This is a genomic window from Methylomonas sp. Kb3 (assembly GCF_002834115.1).
Taxonomy (GTDB): Bacteria; Pseudomonadota; Gammaproteobacteria; order Methylococcales; family Methylomonadaceae; genus Methylomonas; species Methylomonas defluvii.
This window is the reverse complement of record NZ_PIZT01000053.1, coordinates 1-306: the sequence shown is the minus strand read 5'-3', so window position 1 is coordinate 306 and position 306 is coordinate 1. Positions and strand designations below refer to the sequence as shown.

At 58.5% G+C, this 306-nt stretch carries 1 protein-coding gene; it reads right to left on the bottom strand.

Translation table 11 applies throughout. The features are described 5' to 3' along the window. Positions 1-306: autotransporter-associated beta strand repeat-containing protein (locus CWO84_RS15395; RefSeq protein ID WP_133120703.1), on the bottom strand; the 306-nt coding region annotated here is incomplete at both ends.

Below are 306 nucleotides of genomic sequence, written 5' to 3'. Positions count from 1 at the left end.
TTAGCGTCACGGTACCGGCGGTGGTTTTGTTTAGGCCGATATTGGTGCCACCTAGCTTGGTGCTGACCGTGCCGGATTGCACGTCAAACGTGCTGTTCGACGTCAGAGTGCCGGAGCCGGTAATCGAACCGGACAGTAATTGCACGCCGGCGACGGTGTCGCTGTTTGCGCCCAGATCGAAAGTGCCGCCGTTAACGATCAAGCTGGAGGTATTGGCGAGCACGTCACTGGCACCCAAGGCCAACGTGCCGGCGTTGACTTGGGTGTTGCCGGTATAAGTATTGCTGCCGCTTAGCGTCACGGTAC